Annotated in this window: 18 protein-coding genes and 1 tRNA gene; 18 read left to right on the forward strand and 1 reads right to left on the reverse strand. The window is 69.8% G+C overall.

Annotated elements, in window-relative coordinates:
* Positions 1–177 precede the first annotated feature (177 nt).
* On the forward strand, positions 178–687 hold the full coding sequence (locus tag ACFY0D_RS08560; RefSeq protein WP_390797612.1) for a hypothetical protein: 510 nt from the start codon (positions 178–180) through the stop codon (positions 685–687).
* A 787-nt stretch (positions 688–1,474) separates the two neighbouring features.
* Here the strand turns inward: ACFY0D_RS08560 and ACFY0D_RS08565 are convergent.
* Positions 1,475–1,546 (reverse strand) — tRNA-Arg (locus ACFY0D_RS08565).
* A 100-nt stretch (positions 1,547–1,646) separates the two neighbouring features.
* On the opposite strand from ACFY0D_RS08565, the gene ACFY0D_RS08570 reads away from it, so the two are divergent.
* The 17 genes from ACFY0D_RS08570 to atpB all read left to right on the forward strand — a co-directional run bounded on the left by ACFY0D_RS08570 (position 1,647) and on the right by atpB (position 20,789).
* Positions 1,647–2,138 (forward strand): response regulator, encoded by a 492-nt coding sequence (locus ACFY0D_RS08570; protein WP_390797763.1) that lies wholly within the window; start codon positions 1,647–1,649, stop codon positions 2,136–2,138.
* A gap of 94 nt (positions 2,139–2,232) precedes the next feature.
* Positions 2,233–3,165: an ArgS-related anticodon-binding protein NrtL gene (gene nrtL, locus ACFY0D_RS08575; RefSeq protein ID WP_390797613.1), complete on the forward strand. Its 933-nt coding sequence runs from the start codon at positions 2,233–2,235 to the stop codon at positions 3,163–3,165.
* Between the two features lie 19 nt (positions 3,166–3,184).
* The gene (lysA, locus tag ACFY0D_RS08580) at positions 3,185–4,576 is read left to right on the forward strand and encodes a diaminopimelate decarboxylase (protein WP_301366450.1); all 1,392 of its coding nucleotides are present in this window, start codon (positions 3,185–3,187) and stop codon (positions 4,574–4,576) included.
* 123 nt (positions 4,577–4,699) lie between these two features.
* Entirely contained in the window at positions 4,700–5,992 is a 1,293-nt protein-coding gene (locus ACFY0D_RS08585) for a homoserine dehydrogenase (RefSeq protein ID WP_390797614.1), read from the forward strand.
* Between the two features lie 6 nt (positions 5,993–5,998).
* Complete coding sequence (thrC, locus tag ACFY0D_RS08590; protein ID WP_351151287.1) at positions 5,999–7,069, forward strand: threonine synthase; 1,071 nt, start codon at positions 5,999–6,001, stop codon at positions 7,067–7,069.
* A 406-nt stretch (positions 7,070–7,475) separates the two neighbouring features.
* On the forward strand, positions 7,476–8,402 hold the full coding sequence (thrB, locus tag ACFY0D_RS08595; RefSeq protein ID WP_351151285.1) for a homoserine kinase: 927 nt from the start codon (positions 7,476–7,478) through the stop codon (positions 8,400–8,402).
* A 432-nt stretch (positions 8,403–8,834) separates the two neighbouring features.
* On the forward strand, positions 8,835–10,970 hold the full coding sequence (gene rho, locus ACFY0D_RS08600; protein ID WP_390797615.1) for a transcription termination factor Rho: 2,136 nt from the start codon (positions 8,835–8,837) through the stop codon (positions 10,968–10,970).
* Between the two features lie 248 nt (positions 10,971–11,218).
* A complete protein-coding gene (locus ACFY0D_RS08605; RefSeq protein ID WP_390797616.1) occupies positions 11,219–12,322 on the forward strand; it encodes an LCP family protein in 1,104 nt (367 codons plus the stop codon).
* Positions 12,323–12,505: 183 nt separating this feature from the next.
* Entirely contained in the window at positions 12,506–12,724 is a 219-nt protein-coding gene (gene rpmE / locus ACFY0D_RS08610; RefSeq protein WP_030008686.1) for a 50S ribosomal protein L31, read from the forward strand.
* A 125-nt stretch (positions 12,725–12,849) separates the two neighbouring features.
* Positions 12,850–13,929: a peptide chain release factor 1 gene (gene prfA, locus ACFY0D_RS08615; protein ID WP_390797617.1), complete on the forward strand. Its 1,080-nt coding sequence runs from the start codon at positions 12,850–12,852 to the stop codon at positions 13,927–13,929.
* A gap of 48 nt (positions 13,930–13,977) precedes the next feature.
* Positions 13,978–14,823, forward strand: coding sequence for a peptide chain release factor N(5)-glutamine methyltransferase (gene prmC, locus ACFY0D_RS08620; protein ID WP_390797618.1), 846 nt, complete (start codon positions 13,978–13,980; stop codon positions 14,821–14,823).
* 49 nt (positions 14,824–14,872) lie between these two features.
* On the forward strand, positions 14,873–15,520 hold the full coding sequence (locus ACFY0D_RS08625; RefSeq protein ID WP_030720925.1) for an L-threonylcarbamoyladenylate synthase: 648 nt from the start codon (positions 14,873–14,875) through the stop codon (positions 15,518–15,520).
* Positions 15,517–16,173 carry a protein-tyrosine-phosphatase gene (locus ACFY0D_RS08630; RefSeq protein ID WP_301366445.1) on the forward strand — a complete coding sequence of 219 codons (657 nt, stop codon included), beginning with the start codon at positions 15,517–15,519 and terminating at the stop codon, positions 16,171–16,173. Before ACFY0D_RS08625 ends, ACFY0D_RS08630 begins: the two co-directional genes overlap by 4 nt.
* A gap of 163 nt (positions 16,174–16,336) precedes the next feature.
* Positions 16,337–17,566 carry a serine hydroxymethyltransferase gene (gene glyA / locus ACFY0D_RS08635; protein WP_390797619.1) on the forward strand — a complete coding sequence of 410 codons (1,230 nt, stop codon included), beginning with the start codon at positions 16,337–16,339 and terminating at the stop codon, positions 17,564–17,566.
* Positions 17,567–17,682: 116 nt separating this feature from the next.
* Complete coding sequence (locus ACFY0D_RS08640) at positions 17,683–19,017, forward strand: MraY family glycosyltransferase (RefSeq protein ID WP_390797620.1); 1,335 nt, start codon at positions 17,683–17,685, stop codon at positions 19,015–19,017.
* A gap of 275 nt (positions 19,018–19,292) precedes the next feature.
* A complete protein-coding gene (locus tag ACFY0D_RS08645; RefSeq protein ID WP_301366443.1) occupies positions 19,293–19,742 on the forward strand; it encodes a hypothetical protein in 450 nt (149 codons plus the stop codon).
* Positions 19,743–19,952: 210 nt separating this feature from the next.
* On the forward strand, positions 19,953–20,789 hold the full coding sequence (gene atpB / locus ACFY0D_RS08650) for a F0F1 ATP synthase subunit A (RefSeq protein WP_189743241.1): 837 nt from the start codon (positions 19,953–19,955) through the stop codon (positions 20,787–20,789).
* The last annotated feature ends 55 nt before the right edge of the window (positions 20,790–20,844 follow it).

Here is a 20,844-nt window from a genome sequence, read left to right on the forward strand (position 1 = left end):
GGAGCACTGACTGGCAGTCGGGTCAGGCCGGTGCTTGAATGGAAAAAGCGCGGTGAGCTGGAACTTCGTGAACATACCGAAGCCGGGCCGCGTACTTCGTGCCTCGCAGGCCGCGCATTGCCCTGCGGAGGATCCCGAGCCACAGGTGACAGCTCGGGCTGCTGAAGGGACCCGTCCATGGCCAAGTACACGAAAGAGCCGCCCGACTGCAGGTCCGAGATTCTGTTCGTCGGAACCACAGGTCTCAGACCGCTCGCCAACTCTCCCGACGTTCCGGTGGAGATGTACATCGACATCCTCGCGCCCGAGAGCTACATGAGCGTGTACTTCGAGCAGGTCTCGCTCTACATCGAGGTCCTGACGGAGGGGGTGAAGATAGCCCCGCATCCGACCATCAACCCCACTGGTGAGTGGTCGATCTGGGACGGCGGCCAGTGGGTCGTGACCTCGCCGATGAGTCGTCCGCCCACGGATCGACTGCGTTTGAGGCACTACGACAAACGCGTGACCTCCGGCTCCACCAACGGAAAGACACACTGGCTCGGCGTGACGGGCCTCCCGAGCACCGGAACGCTGGAGATGCGTGCCTATTGCGATGCGATCAACGCTGTGGCCGACACGAGGAGTTGCCGGATCCACATGGACGACTTCCACGTGGGCCAGCAGCTTTCAGGATTCCTGGACTGACTCTGTTCCCGCCGCTTGCGTCGAGCACCAGGGAGGCGATCCGCGGCCGGCGCCTCACAGGCGCGGCGTGCGCAGGCGCGAGGCGTAGCGCAGGCCCTCTACGGGCGGCGCCCGTCCCACGCTCGGAGCACCGATATGCCCGCCAGCGAATCCGGCGACCGTGCAGTTCTTTGGCGACCGTGTAGTTCTTTACCGCAGACAGGAATTTCCCTGGCCAGGCCCGGTTCCTCGCCGTGGGATCCTGTGATTCGTCAGACTTGGGCATCGGAAACGACACCGTTTGTATCGTTCCTTATGAAGGTCCGCAGATGACTGGTGCGGCTCGGGTCGTCGGCCCATTCCATTTCCCCCAGGAGGAAGCGCGCCCACGGGTGCCGCTCGGTTCTGCACTCATTCCGGATGGAATGGTTCTTCGGGCCTATCCGGAAATAGTATTCAGCCCTGCGGAGTCGGGCACTTCCCCACACCCCGGCAGACCCGTTTGCCGTCGTCCTCCCGCTGACAGAGCACGAATCCGCCGAACTCCATCGCTTGGCTGCACCCCGGGCAGGTCGGCACATCGCTGGTCATGCCGAGGACCCTAACGGCGCCGCCGACAGCTCATGGATCTTCATGCTCTTCTTCACCGGCGGGGGCTGACCCGCGCGGTTGCGGTGGCGTTCTGGGCCGCGCGTAGGCCGCAGGTGCTGTCGTGCGGCTGCACAGCACGGCAGTTGGCTGCGCATACGCGAAGACCCCGTCTCAGCGAAGGCGCTGATGGCGGGGTCTTTGGGCACTCCCTGCGAAGTGCCCCCGGCAGGATTCGAACCTGCGCACACGGCTCCGGAGGCCGTTGCTCTATCCCCTGAGCTACGGGGGCGCGTCACTGGTGTTGCTGCGACGGGTTGAACACTACCAGCTTCCGTGGGGTGATCAGGAACCGGTTTGCGGGGGAGGAGGGAGTGGTTCGCCCGCAGGGGGTGGAAGTGGCGAAAACCCGGACGCGGGGGCCCGGGCGGACCTACTCTCGAGTTGTGCCAGGCGTCTCGGGCCGGGTGCTTGTTGTCGACGACAACAAGGTCATCCGGCAGCTGATCAAGGTCAATCTCGAGCTGGAGGGCTTCGAGGTCGTGACCGCGAACGATGGTGCCGAGTGTCTGGACGTCGTGCATCGGGTGTGTCCTGACGTGATCACCCTTGATGTGGTCATGCCGCGGCTGGACGGGTTCGGGGCGGCCGCGCAGTTGCGGGCCGATCCGCGGACCAGGGATGTGCCCGTCGCCATCGTCAGCGCCTGTACGCAGCATGAGGTCGAGGCCGGGATCGCGGCCGGGGTGGACGCCTTCCTCGCGAAGCCGTTCGAGCCCACCGAGCTGGTACGCGTCGTGCGCCGGCTGATCGAGTGCAAGGACCGGAGCGACGGCAGGAAAGGGGCGCCCGCCGGGAGGGGGAGGGGCGGTCCCCTCCAGTAGAGCGCCGTCCTCGCCGGTGCCGCCTGTCCAGTGCGCTGTTCACATGGCGAAACCCTTCGACTGATGACGGTGCGTCTCCCCTAGGCTGGGTCCCGTGACCCCCGCCGACCTCTCCCGTTGCGTCGTGAGCGCCGTGCGCCGCGCCGTCGAGGACGGTGAGCTGGGCGGGGCGGTGCCTGCGCGCGTGGTGGTCGAGCGGACCCGGCCCGGCGGGGTGGGGGAGTACGCCACTCCCGTCGCCTTCCAGATCGCGAAGGGTGCCGGAGCGCGGCCGGCCGAGGTCGCCGAGGTGCTCGCTCGCCGGTTGGGCGGCGTGGCCGGGATCGAGGGTGTCGAGGTCACCGGGGCCGGGTTCCTGAACTTCTCGCTGAGTACCGTTTCCGCCGCCCGGCTGGTGCGTGACGTGCGCCCCGTAGCGGTGATCGAGGTCCCGGACGCGCCGTCCCGGGAGCTGCGCGAGCGCCTCGTACGGGCCGCCGTCGCACGGATCGAGGCCCTGCAGGGCGTCCGGCCCGGGCCGGAGCTCGCCGTCGCGCCGGTCGCCCGCCGTGACGGGGACGTGCTCGCGCGGTACGGGGCCGACGCCGTTGCCTGGGCCGTGCTGACCACCCCCGCCCGCGAGACCCCCGAGTTTTGCGACGCGCTGCTCGTACAAGGGGAGGGGAACGAGCTCTTCCGGGTGCGGTACGCCCATGCCCGCGCCCACGCGCTCGTACGCAATGCCCAGCAGCTCGGGTTCCGCCCCGAAGCCGGTGACGACGTCGACGCTCCCGCCCTGCTGCGCGTCCTCGCCGACCACCCCCTCGTCCTCGAAGCCGCCGCGCACCACCGTGCGCCCGAGCGGCTCGCCCGCCACCTCGTCGAGCTGGCCGACGCGCTGCTCGACTTCCAGTACCGCGTCCTGCCCAAGGGCGACGAGAAACCCTCGGCCGCCCACCGTGCCCGGCTGGCTCTTGCCGAAGCCGCCGGGACGGTGCTGGCCGGCGGCCTGGCCCTGCTCGGCATAGACGCACCGACACGCTTGTGACCCGCGAAGAGAGATACCGATGAGCCGTTCCGCGCACCCCGCCGGGCCCCGCCACGCCGACGTCCTGCCCGAGGGGCACTACTCCCCGCCGCCCGCCGACCTGAACGCGCTCGACGAGAAGGTCTGGGCCCGGACCGTCGAGCGTACGGCTGACGGGGTCGTCGCCGTGGGCGGGATCGAAGTCACCAAGCTCGCCGAGGAGTTCGGGACCCCGGCCTACTTCCTCGACGAGGAGGACTTCCGGTCCCGGTGCCGGGCCTGGGCACACGCCTTCGGTCCCGACGCCGACGTGTTCTACGCCGGCAAGGCGTTCCTCTCCAAGGCCGTCGTGAAGTGGCTGAAGGAGGAGGGGCTGAACGTCGACGTGTGTTCCGGTGGGGAGCTGACCACCGCGCTCGCCGCCGGGATGCCCGCCTCGCGGATCGCCTTCCACGGCAACAACAAGTCCGAGGGCGAGATCCGCCGGGCCGTCGAGGCCGGGGTCGGGCGCATCGTGCTCGACTCCTTCCAGGAGATCGCCCGCGTCGCGCACATCGCCCGTGAGCTGGGTGTACGCCAGCCCGTCCAGATCCGCGTGACGGTCGGCGTCGAGGCGCACACCCACGAGTTCATCGCCACCGCGCACGAGGACCAGAAGTTCGGCATCGCGGTGGCCGACGGTTCCGCCGCCGAGGCCGTGCGCCGGGCGCTCGGGCACGACTCGCTGGAGCTGCTCGGCGTCCACTCCCACATCGGTTCGCAGATCTTCGACATGGCCGGCTTCGAGGTCTCCGCCAAGCGCGTCGTGCGGCTGCTGGCCGCCGTACGGGACGAGCACGGGGTGGAGCTGCCCGAGATCGACCTCGGCGGTGGCCTCGGTATCGCGTACACCTCGAACGACGACCCGCGCGAGCCCCACGAGATCGCCAAGGCCCTGCACGAGATCGTGGCCCGGGAGTGCGAGAGCGCCGGACTGCGCGCCCCCCGGATCTCGGTCGAGCCCGGCCGCGCCATCGTCGGCCCGACCGCCTTCACGCTGTACGAGGTGGGGACGATCAAGCCGCTGGAAGGCCTGCGGACCTACGTGAGCGTCGACGGCGGGATGTCCGACAACATCCGCACCGCCCTGTACGACGCCGAGTACTCCATTTCCCTGGTCTCCCGCACCTCCGACGCCGAGCCCATGCTCGTCCGCGTCGTCGGCAAGCACTGCGAGAGCGGCGACATCGTCGTGAAGGACGCGTTCCTGCCCGCCGACCTCGCGCCCGGTGACCTCCTGGCCGTCCCGGCCACCGGCGCGTACTGCCGCTCCATGGCCAGCAACTACAACCACGCTCTGCGCCCGCCCGTCGTCGCCGTGCGTGACGGACAGGCCCGAGTGATCGTCCGCCGAGAGACGGAGGAAGATCTCCTGCGTCTCGACCTCGGATGATGAAATAGGTGTCTCACTCAATGGACCGAGGATGGAAACTGCTGTCCATTGAGTGAGACTGGTTCCACCCGGCGGGCAAACCGCCCGCGGGGTACTGATGGAAGATCGAAAGGCGTAGGTCGAATGATGCGTACGCGTCCGCTGAAGGTGGCGCTGCTGGGCTGTGGAGTGGTCGGCTCAGAAGTGGCTCGCATCATGACGACGCACGCCGACGACCTCGCGCAGAGGATCGGCGCGCCCGTCGAGCTCGCCGGCGTGGCCGTGCGCCGCCCCTCCAAGGTCCGTGAGGGCATCGACCCCGAGCTGGTCACCACCGATGCGACCGCTCTCCTCAAACGCGGTGACATCGACATCGCCATCGAGGTCATCGGCGGCATCGAGCCCGCGCGCACCCTCATCACCACCGCGTTCGAGCACGGCATCTCCGTGGTCTCCGCGAACAAGGCGCTGCTCGCCCAGGACGGCGCCGCGCTGCACGCCGCGGCGGAGCAGCACGGTCTCGACCTCTACTACGAGGCCGCCGTCGCCGGCGCCATCCCGCTGGTCCGCCCGATGCGCGAGTCGCTCGCGGGCGACAAGATCAACCGCGTGATGGGCATCGTCAACGGCACGACGAACTTCATCCTCGACAAGATGGACTCCACCGGCGCCGGTTACCAGGAGGCGCTCGACGAGGCCACGGCCCTCGGGTACGCCGAGGCCGACCCGACCGCCGACGTCGAGGGCTACGACGCCGCCGCCAAGGCCGCGATCCTGGCCGGCATCGCCTTCCACACCCGCGTCCGCCTGGACGACGTGTACCGCGAGGGCATGACCGAGGTCAGCGCGGCCGACTTCGCCTCCGCCAAGCGGATGGGCTGCACCATCAAGCTCCTCGCCATCCTGGAGCGCGCCGCCGACGGCGAGTCCGTCACCGCCCGCGTCCACCCGGCGATGATCCCGCTCACCCACCCGCTCGCCTCCGTCCGCGAGGCGTACAACGCGGTCTTCGTCGAGGCGGAGGCCGCCGGGCGGCTCATGTTCTACGGGCCCGGCGCGGGCGGCGCGCCCACCGCGTCCGCGGTCCTCGGCGACCTCGTCGCCGTCGCCCGCAACAAGCTCGCCGAGGCAACGGGGCCCGGCGAGTCGGCGTACACCCAGCTGCCGGTCAGCCCCATGGGGGATGTCGTCACCCGCTACCACATCAGCCTCGATGTGGCGGACAAGCCGGGCGTCCTCGCCCAGGTGGCGACCACCTTCGCGGAGCACGGTGTCTCGATCGACACCGTCCGCCAGCAGGGCAAGGACGGCGAGGCCTCCCTCGTCGTCGTCACTCACCGCGCACCCGACGCCGCCCTCTCCGGGACCGTCGAGGCGCTGCGGAAGCTGGACACCGTCCGCGGTGTCGCCAGCATCATGCGTGTTGAAGGGGAGTAAGGACCCATGAGCAGCAATCGCACCCACCAGTGGCGCGGCATCATCGAGGAGTACCGGGACCGCCTGCCGGTGACGGACACGACTCCCGTGGTGACGCTCCGCGAGGGTGGTACTCCCCTCGTCCCCGCCCAGGTGCTCTCCGAGCGCACCGGCTGCGAAGTGCACCTGAAGGTCGAGGGGGCGAACCCCACGGGGTCCTTCAAGGACCGCGGCATGACCATGGCGATCACCAAGGCCAAGGAAGAGGGTGCGAAGGCGGTCATCTGCGCCTCCACCGGCAACACTTCCGCCTCCGCCGCCGCGTACGCGGTGCGCGCCGGGATGGTCTGCGCGGTGCTCGTGCCCCGCGGCAAGATCGCGCTCGGCAAGATGGGCCAGGCCCTGGTGCACGGAGCCAAGATCCTGCAGGTGGACGGCAACTTCGACGACTGCCTGAACCTGGCCCGCGCGCTCTCCGACAACTACCCGGTCGCGCTGGTCAATTCGGTCAACCCGGTGCGCATCGAGGGCCAGAAGACGGCCGCGTTCGAGATCGTCGACGCGCTGGGTGACGCACCCGACATCCACGTGCTGCCGGTCGGCAACGCGGGCAACATCACCGCGTACTGGAAGGGCTTCAAGGAGTACAAGGCCGACGGCCTGTCCACCCGTACGCCCCGTGTGTGGGGTTTCCAGGCCTCCGGTTCGGCGCCCATCGTGCGCGGCGAGATCGTCAAGGAGCCGCACACCATCGCCACCGCGATCCGGATCGGCAACCCGGCCTCCTGGGACTACGCGCTGGCCGCGCGTGACGAGTCGGGCGGCTTCATTGACGAGGTGACGGACCGCCAGATCCTCGCCGCCTACCGCCTGTTGGCCGCGCAGGAGGGCGTCTTCGTCGAGCCCGCCTCGGCCGCCTCCGTGGCCGGTCTGCTCAAGGCCGCCGAGCTGGGCCTGGTCGACCCCGGTCAGAAGATCGTGTGCACCGTCACGGGCAACGGCCTGAAGGACCCCGACTGGGCGATCGCCGGCGCTCCGCAGCCGGTCACCGTTCCGGTGGACGCCGAAGCCGCCGCCGTGCGCCTCGGCCTGGTCTGACCGCAGCACCGCAAAGGCGGCACCGCGACACCGCGGCACCACCCCGGTGCCGCAGCAGTACCGCAGTACCGCAGCACCGTGTGAGCCGGGTTCCGGAGGGCGCGTGAGGGCCCGCAGAGGCCTTCCCGAGACCCTTCGGAACCCGGCAACTCACCCCGTACGACAACAAAAATGCGGCTGAAGTCGGTCGAATTCGGTCGAAGTCCGCGACACGCATCGTGCGCCTCCCGTGCGCCCTATGTCGCGAGAGAACCTTCCTTCGATACGCTGTACCTACATCCGCCACCGCGCATATGACTGCGGTGCTGCCCCGAGGGCCTTCGGGTGTCGTACGTTCTCCAGTACATTCGCAGCGAGCCAGCGAAGAGCGAAGATCTCGCACAGTCACAAGGAGTGTCATCGGACGATGGCCGGTCCAGCGTTCCGCGCCGCCGCCGTACGGGTGCGCGTCCCCGCCAGCAGTGCCAACCTCGGCCCGGGCTTCGACGCCCTGGGCCTGGCCCTGGGGCTCTACGACGACGTAGTCGTCCGGGTGGCCGACTCCGGCCTGAACATCGACATCGCGGGCGAGGGCGCCGACACCCTCCCGCGGGACGAGAGCCACCTGCTCGTACGCTCCATGCGCACCGCCTTCGACCTGCTGGGCGGCCAGCCGCGCGGCCTGGAGGTCGTCTGCGCCAACCGCATCCCGCACGGCCGCGGCCTCGGCTCCTCCTCCGCCGCCATCTGCGCCGGCATCGTCGCCGCCCGCGCCGTGACCATAGGCGGCGAGGCCAAGCTCGACGACGCGGCGCTGCTGGAGCTCGCCACCGAGATCGAGGGCCACCCCGACAACGTCGCCGCCTGTCTGCTCGGCGGATTCACCCTCGCCTGGATGGACGGCGGCAGCGCCAAGGCGATCCGGATGGAGCCCGCCGAATCCATCGTTCCGGTGGTCTTCGTACCCTCCAAGCCGGTCCTCACGGAGACGGCGCGCGGCCTGCTGCCGCGTTCCGTCCCGCATGTGGACGCGGCTGCCAACGCGGGCCGCGCGGGCCTGCTCGTGGAAGCCCTGACCAGGCGCCCCGAGCTGCTCCTGCCGGCCACCGAAGACCGGCTCCACCAGGAGTACCGGTCCCCGGCGATGCCCGAGAGCGTGGCACTCGTCAACAGGCTGCGGGCGGACGGGATCCCCGCGGTCATCTCCGGCGCGGGCCCCACGGTCCTCGCGCTGGTCGACAACGGCGCGGCCGACAAGGTCGCGCAGCTCGCGGGCGACGGGTGGGCGGCCAACCGGCTCGCACTCGACGCCGCGGGCGCGAGCGTACTTCCGCTGGGCACCCAGGGCGGCTAGACCCGCTTTCCCGGAGTGCACAGCCGGTCAGGGGCGGGCGGCCAGGGCAGGCCGCCCGCACGGAAGGGCGCGATTGCCGGTGATTGAGAGGGGGAATATCTATTGGATCCGGTAGTGTTAGTCTCAAGTGCGCATCGGAAGCCGTCATGGCTCGGTGCTCAGTGTCCCCATCCGGGACCACATTTCTTCCGGGAGCCTCCCCGACTGCTTTGATCACTTCCAGCAGTTTCGAGCACGCTCCGGAATCGGCGTGACATTCCCACGCTTTCAGCTCGGGGGCTTCTCGCCGGAACCAGCCATGCACGTTTCTTCCGCCGTATTTCTACCGGCGGACCACCGCCCCGGCACGGTCCACACCTAGGACTGCTGTCGGACAGCACAACCGGTCGCCGAGCCAGACAGGCCGACGTCCGCTCCAGGGAAGGACCCTTCGTGAGCGACACCACCGATCTGATGGGCGCTGCCGACACCTCTGTCGACACCAGTGCCCCCGCCGCGGGCGCCGCACCCAAGCGTCGACGCACCGGCACCGGCCTTGACGGCATGGTCCTGGCCGAGCTGCAGCAGGTCGCGTCGGGCCTCGGGATCAGGGGCACCGCGCGGATGCGCAAGAGCCAGCTGATCGAGGTCATCAAGGAGGCGCAGGCGGGCAGCGGTGCCCCCAAGGCCGCCGCCTCCACTGCCGCAGACACCGCCGAGGCCAAGCCGAAGCGCCGCGCCACCAGCAAGGCCCGCACGGGTGAGGCCGCCGCCGAGGCGCCCGCCGAGAAGCCCGCCGCGCAGGCGCAGATCGAGATCCCGGGCCAGCCGGCAGGGGGCCCCTCCCGCGCGAGCGCAGCCGAGAGCGGGGGAGACGACGCCCCGGTCGGCGAGCGCCGCCGGCGTCGGGCCACGGCCCCCTCCGGCAGCCCGGAGGCCTCGGCCCCCGTCGCCGTACAGGTCGAGCAGAAGACCGAGACCGCGCCCGCCGCCACCGCCCCGTCCGAGGCCAAGGCCGAAGCCGCCACCGCGGTCTCCGCCGGCCAGGCGCAGGGTCAGGACGGCGAAGGCCGTGGCCGTCGCGACCGCCGTGACCGCGGTGACCGTGCCGAGCGCACCGACCGTCAGCGCGACCGCCGTGACCGCGGCGCCAAGGCCGACGACCAGGGCCAGGGCGGCCAGGGTCAGGGCCAGGGCGCGCAGGGTGGCCAGGGCGGACAGGGCGGCGGCCGTCAGGAGCGCGCCGACCGTCAGCAGCAGGGCGGCCGCGGCCAGGGCCAGAGCCAGAGCCAGGGTCAGCAGGGCCGTCAGGACCGCCAGGACAACGGCCCCCAGGACGACTTCGACGGTGAGGACGGCCGTCGTGGCCGGCGCGGCCGCTACCGCGACCGTCGTGGCCGGCGTGGCCGCGACGAGTTCGCGCCGAGCGAGCCGCAGGTCGCCGACGACGATGTGCTGATCCCCGTCGCGGGCATCCTCGACATCCTCGACAACTACGCGTTCATCCGGACTTCGGGCTACCTGCCCGGTCCCAACGACGTGTACGTGTCCCTCGCCCAGGTCCGCAAGGCCGGTCTGCGCAAGGGTGACCACACCACCGGTGCGGTCCGTCAGCCCAAGGACGGCGAGCGCCGCGAGAAGTTCAACGCCCTCGTGCGTCTGGACTCGGTGAACGGCATGGCGCCCGAATCCGGCCGTGGCCGCCCGGAGTTCCAGAAGCTGACCCCGCTCTACCCGCAGGACCGGCTCCGTCTGGAGACCGACCCGGGCGTGCTGACCACCCGCATCATCGACCTCGTGTCGCCGATCGGCAAGGGCCAGCGCGGTCTGATCGTGGCCCCGCCGAAGACCGGCAAGACCATGATCATGCAGGCGATCGCCAACGCGATCACCGTCAACAACCCCGAGTGCCACCTGATGGTCGTCCTGGTCGACGAGCGTCCGGAAGAGGTCACCGACATGCAGCGGTCGGTCAAGGGCGAGGTCATCTCCTCGACCTTCGACCGCCCGGCCGAGGACCACACCACCGTCGCCGAGCTGGCCATCGAGCGCGCCAAGCGTCTCGTCGAGCTGGGTCACGACGTGGTCGTCCTGCTGGACTCCATCACCCGTCTGGGCCGTGCGTACAACCTCTCGGCGCCCGCCTCCGGCCGCATCCTGTCCGGTGGTGTCGACTCGACCGCGCTGTACCCGCCGAAGCGCTTCTTCGGTGCCGCGCGCAACATCGAGGACGGCGGCTCGCTGACCATCCTGGCCACCGCGCTCGTCGACACCGGCTCGCGCATGGACGAGGTGATCTTCGAGGAGTTCAAGGGCACCGGCAACATGGAGCTCAAGCTCGACCGGAAGCTCGCCGACAAGCGCATCTTCCCGGCCGTCGACGTCGACCCGTCGGGCACCCGCAAGGAGGAGATCCTCCTCAACGCGGAGGAGCTCGCCATCGTCTGGAAGCTGCGCCGGGTGCTGCACGCGCTCGACTCGCAGCAGGCGATCGAGCTGCTGCTCGACAAGATGAAGCAGACGAAGTCGAACGCCGAGTTCCTGATGCAGATCGCGAAGACGACCCCGTCGGGCAAGAACGACGACTGACGTCCGGCACGCGCATCACGCGACAGCCCCCGCCGCACCCGCGGCGGGGGCTGTCGCGCGTACGGGCGGCTTTACGGGGTACGGGCGCTCCAGCGGGGCGGCTGGGCCCTGGCAGGGCGGCTGGGCCCCGGTAGGGCGGTTCGGGCCGGAATGGAACCCTGCGCGGCGTACGCCCGTCTGTGTCAGAGGAACCGCGGGTGGACGGCGGGCCGAACGACCAGGGGACCGGACACAGGACTGAGGAGAGCATGACCGAGGAGAGCAAGGACCACGGCGGACGTGCCGCGGCCCGGCGCGCCCGCCGCAAACCGGCGAAGCGCCGCAGGGCCGTCGCCGTCGCCGCCTGGAGCGCCGCGGCGGTGGTCCTGCTGGGGGGAGCGGGCCTCGGCTACTTCTACTTCAAGTTCAACGGCAATCTGAAGACCGTCGACATCGACCAGGCCCTCGGCACCGACCGCCCGCAGAACGTCGACAACGGCTCGATGGACATCCTCGTCCTCGGCTCGGACTCCCGGGGCGGCGCCAACGGCGAGTACGGCCAGGACGACGGCGGCTCCGCCCGCTCCGACACGGCGATGATCATCCACCTGTACGAGGGCCACGAGAAGGCCAGCGTCGTGTCGATACCCCGCGACACCATGATCTCCCGGCCCTCCTGCGCGACGGCGGGCGGGAAGACCGACCCCGGTGGCCAGCGCACCCAGTTCAACGAGGCGTTCACCACCGGCGGGGCCGCCTGCGCGGTCAAGACCGTCGAGAAGATGTCGGGGATCCGTATGGATCACTACATAGAGGTCGACTTCACCGGCTTCAAGAAGATCATCGACAACCTCGGCGGCGTCGAGGTGACCACCACGAAGCCGATCAAGGACGGGTCCAGCCACCTCGACCTCGCGGCCGGCACCAACCGGCTCGACGGGGAGCAGGCCCTCGGCCTCGTACGCACCCGCAAGAGCGTCGGCGACGGCAGCGACCTGGGCCGAATACAGCTCCAGCAGGCCTTCATCAAGGCGCTCATCAAGCAGGTGAAGGGCATCGGGGTCTTCGACAACCCCAAGAAGCTGCTCGGCATCGCCGACTCCGCGACCAAGGCGATCACCACCGACAAGGCGCTCGGTGATGTGAAGTCCCTCATGGGCTTCGCCCAGGGGCTCCAGGGCATCGACGCCCAGGACATGCAGATGATCACGCTGCCGGTGACCACGGACCCCCGCGACCCGAACCGCGTGGCCCCGCTCACCAAGGAGACGAAGATGGTCTGGGACGCCCTGCTGGCGGACCGGCCGATCCCGGCCGAGGCCACCGTGAACTCCTCCGGGGACAAGAGCGCCGCCGGGTCGATCGTCCAGTAGGGCCCCTCCCGGCAGGGTCCGCGGGCCGGTGCGGAATAGACGGCGACCCCATGCCGTTGAGGGAGGCGTCCTCAGAATTTTGACAGGCGGCCCGGTCCTGGCAGACTGGTCTGTCGGCCCCGGTTCACGCAGTACGCAATTCGGCTCCTGCGACCCGGCGCCCTCCCGAATCTAGGAGACACCTTGAAGCGCGATGTTCACCCCGAGTACGTCGAGACCGCGGTCAGCTGCACCTGCGGCGCGTCGTTCACCACCCGTAGCACCCTGACCGAGGGCACCATCCGTGCCGAGGTCTGCTCCGAGTGCCACCCGTTCTACACGGGCAAGCAGAAGATCCTCGACACCGGTGGCCGCGTGGCCCGCTTCGAGGCGCGCTTCGGCAAGGGTGCGGCCAAGAAGTAGCGCGACCCAGGCGCCGGTCTCCGGCCGCCCCCTGTCCACTCGGGGGCGGCCGGACCGGCGCCTTTGTCGTCGTTCCGGCACGTCCCCCTGCAGTCCTTCGCACTTTTCACCCCAGGAGTCCCCCGATGTTCGAAGCGGTCGAGGAATTGGTCGGCGAACACGCCGATCTTGAGAAGAAGCTCGCCGACCCTTCGGTCCACTCGGATCAGGCCAACGCGCGCAAGCTGAACAAGCGCTACGCGGAACTGACCCCGATCGTCGCGACCTTCCGTGCCTGGAAGCAGTCCGCCGAGGACATCGAGACGGCCAAGGAGTTCGCGGCCGACGACCCCGACTTCGCCGCCGAGGCCAAGGAACTGACCGCACAGCGCGAAGAGCTCACCGAGAAGCTCCGCCTGCTGCTCGTTCCGCGCGACCCCAGCGACGACAAGGACGTCCTCCTTGAGGTCAAGGCGGGCGCGGGCGGCGACGAGTCGGCGCTGTTCGCCGGCGACCTGCTGCGCATGTACCTGCGCTACGCCGAGCGCGTGGGCTGGAAGACCGAGATCATCGACGCCACCGAGTCCGAGCTCGGCGGCTACAAGGACGTCCAGGTCTCCGTCCGCACCAAGGGCGGCAACGGCGCCACCGAGCCCGGCCAGGGCGTGTGGGCCCGCCTGAAGTACGAGGGCGGCGTGCACCGCGTCCAGCGCGTTCCGGCCACCGAGTCCCAGGGCCGCATCCACACCTCCGCCGCCGGCGTGCTCGTCACCCCGGAGGCCGAGGAGGTCGAGGTCGAGATCAACATGAACGACCTCCGCATCGACGTGTACCGCTCGTCCGGCCCCGGCGGCCAGTCCGTCAACACCACCGACTCGGCCGTGCGCATCACGCACATCCCGACCGGTGTGGTCGCCTCCTGCCAGAACGAGAAGAGCCAGCTCCAGAACAAGGAGCAGGCCATGCGCATCCTGCGCTCGCGGCTGCTGGCCGCGGCCCAGGAGGCCGCCGAGCAGGAGGCCTCGGACGTGCGCCGCAGCCAGGTGCGCTCCGTGGACCGTTCCGAGAAGATCCGTACGTACAACTACCCGGAAAACCGGATCTCGGACCACCGGACCGGTTTCAAGGCGTACAACTTGGACCAGGTGCTCGACGGTGACCTCGACTCGGTCATCCAGGCCTGTGTCGACACGGACTCCGCGGCCAAGCTCGCGGCCGCGCACTGACCCGACCCCCGCACCACCCCCCGTACGACAGCAGCCCGGAGGACCAGCGTGAACTTGCTGCTTGCCGAGGTGGCCCAGGCCACCCAGCGGCTGGCCGCCGCCGGCGTGCCCTCACCGCGCTTTGACGCGGAGGAGCTCGCCGCCTTCGTGCACAGCGTCAAACGGGGGGAACTGCACCACGTCAAGGACGCGGACTTCGACGCCCGCTACTGGGAGGCCGTCGCCCGCCGCGAGGCGCGCGAGCCGCTCCAGCACATCACCGGCCGCGCCTTCTTCCGGTACCTGGAGCTCCAGGTCGGGCCCGGGGTCTTCGTGCCCCGGCCCGAGACCGAGTCGGTCGTGGACTGGGCCATACACGCCGTGCGCGCCATGGACGTCGTCGAGCCGCTGATCGTGGACCTGTGCACCGGCTCCGGCGCCATCGCGCTGGCCATGGCCCAGGAGGTGCCGCGCTCGCGCGTGCACGCGGTCGAGCTGTCCGAGGACGCCCTGCGGTGGACCCGTAAGAACGCCGAGGGCTCCCGGGTCACCGTCCACCAGGGCGACGCCCTGAGCGCGCTGCCCGAGCTCGACGGCCAGGTCGACCTGGTCATCTCCAACCCGCCGTACATCCCGCTCACCGAGTGGGAGTACGTCGCCCCCGAGGCCCGCGACCACGATCCGGAGATGGCGCTCTTCTCCGGCGAGGACGGCCTCGACACCATCCGCGGTATCGAGCGGACCGCCCACCGGCTGCTGCGACCCGGCGGCATCGTCGTCATCGAGCACGCCGACACCCAGGGCGGCCAGGTTCCGTGGATCTTCGCCGAGGAGCGGGGCTGGGCCGACGCGGCCGACCACCCGGACCTCAACAACCGCCCGCGCTTCGCGACGGCCCGCAAGGCCCTGCCGTGACCGGCGCGACGATTCCCGCCACCCCCCTGCTGCACGAGGAGGCCCGCTGATGGCCCGGCGATACGACTGCAACGACGCGACGGACCGTAAGACGGGTCTGCGTGAAGCCGCATCCGCCGTGCGCCGCGGCGAGCTCGTCGTGCTGCCCACCGACACCCTGTACGGGATCGGCGCGGACGCCTTCAGCCCGGAGGCCGTCCACGACCTGCTCGCCGCCAAGGGCCGGGGCCGCGGTATGCCCACCCCGGTGCTCATCGGCTCCCCGAACACCCTCCACGGCCTCGTCACGGACTTCTCCGAGCAGGCCTGGGAGCTCGTCGACGCCTTCTGGCCGGGCGCGCTGACGCTGGTCGCCAAGCACCAGCCCTCGCTGGCGTGGGACCTCGGGGACACCCAGGGCACCGTCGCCGTACGCATGCCCCTGCACCCCGTGGCGATCGAGCTGCTGACCGAGGTCGGCCCGATGGCCGTGTCCTCGGCCAACCTGTCCGGTCACCCGGCGCCCGAGGACTGCGACGCCGCGCGCGAGATGCTCGGGGACTCCGTGTCCGTGTACCTGGACGGCGGCCCGACGCCCGGCATCCAGCCGTCGTCGATCGTCGACGTCACCGGGAAGGTTCCCGTCCTGCTGCGCGAGGGGGCACTCACCGCAGACCAGCTGCGGGAGGTCGTACCCGACCTCGAGGTCGCCCCGTGAGCCCTGAGGGGCGTGGCATAGCAGGGGGGCACCGCCCGGCGGTAGCCGGGGGAAACACTTTCCGCATACTCCACGTCAGCACCGGGAACGTATGCCGCTCGCCCATCACCGAGCGGCTGACGAGGCATGCCCTCTCGCACCGCCTCGGCGGCCTCGTCACCGGCGACCTCATCGTGGAGAGCGCCGGCACCTGGGGCCACGAAGGCGCCCCGATGGAGGCGAACGCGGCCGCCGTGCTGGCGGACTTCGGTGCCGACGCGTCCGGGTTCACCGGGCGGGAGCTGCTGGACGAGCACGTCATACGCGCCGACCTGGTGCTGACCGCCACCCGTGACCACCGGGCCCAGGTCATCTCGATGGGCCACTCGGCGGGGCTGCGCACCTTCACGCTGAAGGAGTTCACCCGGTTGGTGCGGGCGATAGATCCGGCCACGCTGCCGCCACTGGACGACGGCATGGCGGAGCGGGCGCGGGCGCTCGTCCGGGCCGCGGCAGCCCTGCGCGGCTGGCTGCTGGCGCCGTCGCCCGACGCGGACGAGGTGTACGACCCGTACGGGGCCCCGATCACCTTCTTCCGCTCGATCGGCGACGAGATCAACCAGGCGCTGGATCCGGTCGTGACCGCCCTGACGGGCGTGACCGCCGCGCGCTGAGCGTTCGCCGGCCGCAGGCCGGCGCAGCGGTACGAAGCCCGGGAGGCCCCCGGGACCGAGCGGCCCGAGCGCCGCGTCGAGGAGGGGCCACCGCGCGCTGACAGGGCATCGAGGGGTCCGCGGGCCTACAGTGGCTGGTACCCGGTACCCCTGGAGCGCCGCCATGAGCGTCATCACCCAGCCCACGGACCTGCTGCGCGCGCAGGACCCGCAGATGGCCGACGTACTGGCCGGGGAGCGGCAGCGGCAGGCCGCCACGTTGCAGCTGATCGCCGCGGAGAACTTCACCTCGACCGCCGTGCTCGCCGCGCTCGGGTCCGCGCTCGCCAACAAGTACGCCGAGGGGTACCCCGGTGCCCGGCACCACGGCGGGTGCGAGTACGCCGATCTGGCCGAGCGGACCGCCGTGGAGCGGGCCAAGGCGCTCTTCGGGGCCGAGCACGCGAACGTGCAGCCGCATTCCGGATCCTCCGCCGTCCTGGCCGCGTACGCCGCCCTGCTGCGGCCGGGGGACACCGTGCTGGCGATGGGGCTCCCGTACGGCGGGCACCTCACCCACGGGTCGCCCGCCAACTTCTCCGGGCGGTGGTTCGACTTCGTCGGCTACGGCGTCGACGCCGGGAGCGGCCTCATCGACTACCGGCAGGTCCAGAGCCTCGCCCACGCGCACCGCCCCAAGGCGATCGTGTGCGGCTCCATCTCCTACCCCCGCCACCCCGAGTACTCGGCCTTCCGGGAGATCGCCGACGAGGTCGGGGCCTACCTCATCGTGGACGCCGCCCATCCGATCGGCCTGGTGGCCGGCGGGGCCGCGCCCAGCCCCGTCCCGTACGCCGACATCGTCTGCGCGACCACGCACAAGGTGCTGCGCGGCCCGCGCGGCGGCATGGTGCTGTGCGGCGCCGAGTACGCGGAGCGCGTCGACCGGGCGGTGTTCCCCTTCACACAGGGCGGGGCCCAGATGCACACCATCGCCGCCAAGGCCGTGGCCTTCGGCGAGGCGGCCCGGCCGGCCTTCACCACGTACGCGCACCGGGTCGTCGCCAATGCCCGGGTGCTCGCGGGCGCGCTCCAGGAGCACGGGTTCACCCTCACCACCGGCGGCACCGACACCCATCTGATCACCGCCGATCCGGCGCCGCTGGGTGTGGACGGCCCGACCGCCCGCGGCCGGCTGGCCGCCGCGGGGATCGTGCTGGACACCTGCGCCCTCCCGTACGGGGACCAGCGCGGCATCCGGCTGGGAACGGCCGCCGTGACCACCCAGGGGATGGGGGAGGCGGAGATGGTCCGCATCGCGGCGCTGTTCGCCGCGGCGCTGGACGGAGATGGCGTGAAAACACGTACGGAGGTCGGCGAGCTCACGACGGGATTTCCCCCTTACGGGGAGTAAGCAGGACAAGCAGGGCGTACAGGAACCGGGATACCGCCCCCTCGCGTCCTCGGTGGAGGTGACATCGCAGCTAATGTGTGGGGCTGAGATGGCCGGCGATACATCTGGGGCAGCCCGTGCGTGAATATCTGCTGACGCTTTGCGTCACGGTCGCGGTGACCTACCTGCTGACCGGGCCCGTGCGGAAGTTCGCGATCGCGGCCGGGGCCATGCCGGAGATCCGTGCCCGCGACGTGCACCGCGAGCCCACACCGCGACTGGGCGGCATCGCCATGTTCGGCGGTCTGTGCGCGGGGCTGCTGGTCGCGGACCACCTGCGGAACCTCAACGGCGTCTTCGAGCTCTCGAACGAACCGCGGGCGCTGCTCTCCGGAGCGGCGCTGATCTGGCTGGTCGGCGTCCTCGACGACAAGTTCGAGCTCGACGCCCTGATCAAGCTCGGCGCGCAGATGATCTCCGCCGGCGTGATGGTGATGCAGGGTCTGACCATCCTGTGGATCCCCGTCCCGGGAATCGGCACGGTCCCGCTCACCCAGTGGCAGGGCAACCTGCTCACCGTCGCACTCGTCGTCATCACCATCAACGCCGTGAACTTCGTCGACGGCCTGGACGGCCTGGCCGCCGGCATGGTCTGCATCGCCGCCACCGCGCTGTTCCTCTACGCGTACCGGATCTGGTTCGGCTACGGCATCGAGTCGGCCGCGCCCGCGACCCTCTTCGCCGCGATCCTGATGGGCATGTGCCTGGGCTTCCTGCCGCACAACATGCACCCCGCCCGGATCTTCATGGGCGACTCCGGCTCGATGCTCATCGGCCTGGTGCTGGCCGCCTCCGCCATCTCCCTCACCGGGCAGGTGGACCCGGACGCCCTGGCCCTGTTCGCGGGCGGTGAGCGCAACGCGACGCACGCGATGCTCCCCGCCTACATCCCGCTGATCCTGCCGCTCACGGTCATCGCGATCCCGATGGCGGACCTGATCCTGGCCATCGTGCGGCGCACCTGGAAGGGCCAGTCGCCCTTCGCCGCGGACCGCGGGCACCTCCACCACCGGCTGCTGGAACTCGGGCATTCCCACAGCCGCGCGGTCATGATCATGTACTTCTGGTCAGGCCTGATCGCCTTCGGCACCGTGGCGTATTCGGTGCATTCCGCCACGATGTGGATCGTGCTGGCGATCGCCGCACTGAGTGCGGTGGGCCTGTTCCTGCTGCTTCTGCCGCGCTTCACCCCGCGCGCCCCGCGCTGGGCGGAGGGTCTGGTTCCGCCGCGTTACCGCCATGCCGAACGTGCGGCCGAAGCCGCCGCGGAGGCGGCCGCGCGCGATGTCTCGGGCGCGGAGCCGGAGCCCGCGAGGCCCATCGCCGCGGGTGTGTCCGGCGTCAACGGAGCGACCGCCGTGGGCCCCCGTTCGCGCTTTCCCGACCGGCGTAAGGCTGAATCCACCCGCTGACGGTCGATTCGCATGTCGGACATGAATGCCCTTTACCAGACAAGCCGCACCCCTGTCGCGCACACACGGGCAGGGTCACTCTCATGTGTGACAGTCGGCACACCCGACAGGTAAAGCTCTCATCAAATAGTTTGTGATACCGTTCACTAAACCCGGCGACAGAGCCGAAGGACCGTAGTGCGACGGTCCCTTGGCCCGAGGTCCTCTCTCGGACCGGGCTTACGCTCGTCCCGTACGAGTCCCGTTACCCCCACCATCACGCGGAGCCATGCGCCATGCTGTCCGATGACGCCCGAACCCTTCTGCACACCGCCGTACCCACCGCTGCCGTCGGCGTCGTTGCCGCCATCGTCAGTGGCGTGGTCGCGGGCGGTAAGGGGGCGATCGGGGCGATCGCGGCCACGGTCGTCGTGATTCTGTTCATGGGTATCGGATTCGTCATCCTGCAGCGGACGGCACGATCGCTGCCGCATCTGTTCCAGATGATGGGTCTGGCGCTCTACACGACCCAGATCCTGCTGCTCTTCGTCTTCGTCGCCGTGTTCAAGAACACGACGCTGTTCAATCCCAGGGCATTCGCGATCACCATCGTCGCGGCGACCCTTGCCTGGATCGCCGCGCAGACGCGCGCGCACATGAAGGCCAAGATCCTTTACGTCGAGCCCGAGTCCACCAAGCGTGGTGGCAAGGGTGAGAAGCCTGAAAACACGGGGCCCTCGTCGTGAACGGTAGGGGTGGAATAAGTGCGCGTTCGAGATGCTGCTATCGTCCGGTGCCATATGCGGCATCGCGGGCGCAGGCATCTGAGCTGACGCCTGCTCAATCGCGAGGCTCACTGCCTGCAAGCCGCCCCCACATCCGTAAGACCAGTCCCGTGCCGAACCGCGGCTGTGCGCCGCGCCGACACAACGAGGTTGCCGTACCTATGCGCCACGCTGAAGGAGCCCGCGGTGAGTGCTGACCCGACGCAGGTGCTCGCCTTCGAGACCGATTGCCACATCTTCGACGGCTGTGGTTTCCCGGCTCCTGGCCTGCACTCGTTCCTGTTCGAACCGATCTTCGGCGACATGGACGGAGCCGTCTACTTCAACAAGACGATGCTCCTGGCCCTGCTCGGGTCCGTCATCATCGTCGGATTCTTCTGGGCCGCCTTCGCCAAGCCGAAGCTGGTTCCGGGGAAGCTCCAGATGGTTGCCGAAGCCGGCTACGACTTCGTACGCCGCGGGATCGTCTACGAAACGATGGGCAAGAAGGAGGGCGAGAAGTACGTCCCCTTCATGGTCGCGACGTTCTTCTTCGTCTGGATCCTGAACCTCTGGTCGATCATTCCGGTCGCCCAGTTCCCGGTGACCGCGGTCATCGCGTACCCGGCCGGTATGGCCCTGGTCATCTACTTCATGTGGATGTCGGTCACCTTCAAGCGCCACGGTTTCGTCGGCGGCCTGAAGAACCTCACGGGCTATGACAAGTCGCTCGGTGGCATCCTGCCGCTGGTCATGCTGATCGAGTTCTTCTCGAATGTGATCGTCCGCCCCTTCACCCACGCGGTCCGTCTCTTCGCGAACATGTTCGCCGGTCACACCCTGCTGCTGCTCTTCACGATCGCCAGCTGGTACCTGCTGAACGGCATCGGCATCGCCTACGCGGGCGTGTCCTTCGTGATGGTCATCGTGATGACCGCCTTCGAGCTCTTCATCCAGGCTGTCCAGGCCTACGTCTTCGTGCTGCTGGCCTGCAGCTTCCTCCAGGGCGCCGTCGCCGAGCACCACTGACCGCCCCACCCCCAAACCACCAGTCGTCCGGTGGCCAACCCCCACCGGTCCATGA

Origin of the sequence: Streptomyces sp. NPDC001502 (genome assembly GCF_042894785.1) — a bacterium.
In the GTDB taxonomy this organism is placed as follows: Bacteria; Actinomycetota; Actinomycetes; order Streptomycetales; family Streptomycetaceae; genus Streptomyces; species Streptomyces kutzneri.